Source organism: Cylindrospermopsis sp. CR12 (assembly GCF_001432185.1).
Classification (GTDB): Bacteria; Cyanobacteriota; Cyanobacteriia; order Cyanobacteriales; family Nostocaceae; genus Raphidiopsis; species Raphidiopsis raciborskii.
Genome location: NZ_LMVE01000072.1, coordinates 540 through 2,893 on the forward strand (window position 1 = coordinate 540; position 2,354 = coordinate 2,893).

The 2,354-nt window shown below is 40.7% G+C and carries 3 protein-coding genes; 2 read left to right on the top strand and 1 reads right to left on the bottom strand.

The annotated features are described in order from the left end of the window. Positions 1 to 755: DNA/RNA non-specific endonuclease (locus tag ASL19_RS08925; protein ID WP_057178063.1), on the bottom strand; the 755-nt coding region annotated here is incomplete at its 3' end. A 614-nt stretch (positions 756 to 1,369) separates the two neighbouring features. Between ASL19_RS08925 and ASL19_RS18215 the strand changes: the two genes are divergently transcribed. Together ASL19_RS18215 and ASL19_RS18220 are read left to right on the top strand one after the other, a co-directional pair. Beyond that, complete coding sequence (locus ASL19_RS18215) at positions 1,370 to 1,543, top strand: hypothetical protein (protein WP_200959838.1); 174 nt, start codon at positions 1,370 to 1,372, stop codon at positions 1,541 to 1,543. Positions 1,544 to 1,583: 40 nt separating this feature from the next. Further along, positions 1,584 to 1,799 (top strand): hypothetical protein, encoded by a 216-nt coding sequence (locus ASL19_RS18220; protein WP_200959839.1) that lies wholly within the window; start codon positions 1,584 to 1,586, stop codon positions 1,797 to 1,799. The last annotated feature ends 555 nt before the right edge of the window (positions 1,800 to 2,354 follow it).

Genomic DNA, 2,354 nt, shown 5'->3' on the forward strand with positions numbered 1-2,354 from the left:
TCATATTTAGTGAGTTTCTCAATTTGGTCAACAGTTGTCAAAAACTTTTTCCAGTCATTGTCTAGTTCCTCTTGGTTAGGAATATTAACAGCGATCACCTGGGTGTTAGGAGTAACATCTGAAATCCGTGACGGTCGATCCAGTACAACAATAATTTTCCAAGTGTATTTGGGGATATTGACCAGATTATTGATTTTTCCTTGACTTCCCCAAGTACCAGCAATAATGTATAGGGTTTTACCTTGTTCTACTAAATCCCTGCTGTAATCTTCTAGGTTCCCCCAGGTGTTTCTATTATTATCTGGCGTTTGTGGAATGATATTAGTCATAAGGAAGGTAGATGAATTATCTTCAATGTTTGCCGTCCTATCTCCAGAAGGAACTAAATGTCCTCTATCGTATCCAGAACTCTTATAAATACTTGGTTTTATTCGTTTCCACTGTTTCGGAAGAGTTGGATCAGGTCTGAAGTTATCTTGTCTTTCTGCATTTCCTAGCCACGATTGGTTAAGTTCCCAGGCTACCCAATTAGCAGTCCCATGACTGCGATTATAAGATAAGGCGTATTGTTTCTTGACCATCAGATAGTTATTTGAACTATCAATACTGTTTTTAGCGCTGCTGGGATTACCTAGCAATAAATGTGGTGACTCTTGTTTAGTTTTTTGCTGGGCTTTTAATTCTATTTGCCTTGCTCCATGTAGAACTAGGATAAATGCAAAACTAACCAAGAACAGTGTTTTTAGCTTTACCATTTTTCTTTGCTCAACACTATATTAACACCTGTATCTTAAATATTTCGTATAGGAAGTGACAAGTATCTCAGTATTTAACTTTCTTATATTTGATATAGACTAATATTAATTTATCCAATCGTTTTTGTAATTAACTAATCTCTACTTCTTGCTATTTGTAAAGCATGTTAAAAATTTCCCTTGAGAAGATTAGGCAATCTCACCTGACTAAAAAAAGTTCAGTTACTCATGCTCTTCGGTGCGATCGCCTGATATATGACGTTTCCAAATCTATGTTAAATAGTGACGGAAAACGTTTTCCGTCAGGGAATAAGGCGGCTATATCAAGGTTTTTTGCATCTGTTGAGTTTCTTGTGACAATTTTCTTGCTAGAAGTTAGCCAAAAACTTAGGATTGGAGCAACACAGTAGTTCAAGATGGTTCTCCCCCTGGTTCTTCTCAAGGGAAAATACTGAACATGGGGACGGGGGTGATTGCGAAGCACTCCCTACGGGAGATCGCATTCCACTCCCTGCAGGAGATAGCTTTCATCTAGGCCTTTTCCATAGTCGCTTTCCGCCTGATAAAAGATTGACGGAAAACGTTTTCCGTCAAAAGATAAATCAGTTATTTCAATGCTTTTAGGATATTTGCCGGGCGATCGCTTGTGGGAATCGTCTCTACTTCCTTCTCAAGGGAAAATTCTGAACATGAGGACAGGCGATCGCACCTCAGATTCTTCTCAAGGGAAAAATCTGAATGTGGTGAGGGGAGATTGCATTGCACTCCATACAGGCGAACCCTCTTAGTGATTATCCCCCGATTCCTTCTGAAGGGAAAAACTTGAACATGCTGAAGGGCGATTGCGCAGCACTCCCTTTGGGAGATCGCGAAGCACTCGATACAGGCAATTGCATTCAGGGTTCCCCGTGTTTCTTCTCAAGGGAAAATTCTGAACGTGTTGAGGGGCGATTGCGAAGCACTCCCTACGGGAGATCGCATTACACCCCCGACGGGAGATCGCTCTCATCTAGGCTCATTTCATGTTCGGTTCCCGGTTGGTAAAAGATTCACGGTAAACGTTTTCCGTCAAAGGATAAATCAGTTATTTCAAGGGTTTTGGGATATTTGGAGGGGGATCTCGCATTCAGTGTTCCCCCCGATTCCTTCTCAAGGGAAAATTCTGAATGTATTGAGAGGTGATTGCATTTAGGAACTTTCTCTGGGATTCTTCTCAAGGGAAAAATTTGAACATGGACACAGGCGATTGCGCAGCACTCCCTACGGGAGATTGCATTGCATTCCCTACGAGTCATCACATTCATGAATCCCCCCGGTTCCTTCTCAAGGGAAAAACCTGAATGTGTTGATAAACGATTGCGCAGCACTCCCTTTGGGAGATCGCGAAGCACTCCCTACGGGAGACAGCACATTCTCAGCTTTATATTGAGAATAACCCAGTCTTAAATTTTTATGAGTCGAAAACCAAGAAAATTAGAAGCAGGATACTGCTATCACATTACAATCAGATGTAACAATCGGGAATTTAGACTAACTAAATTAGAATGTCGTCAGGTCTTGATTTATGCAATAAAAAAAGCAATTGACAAGTATAATTTT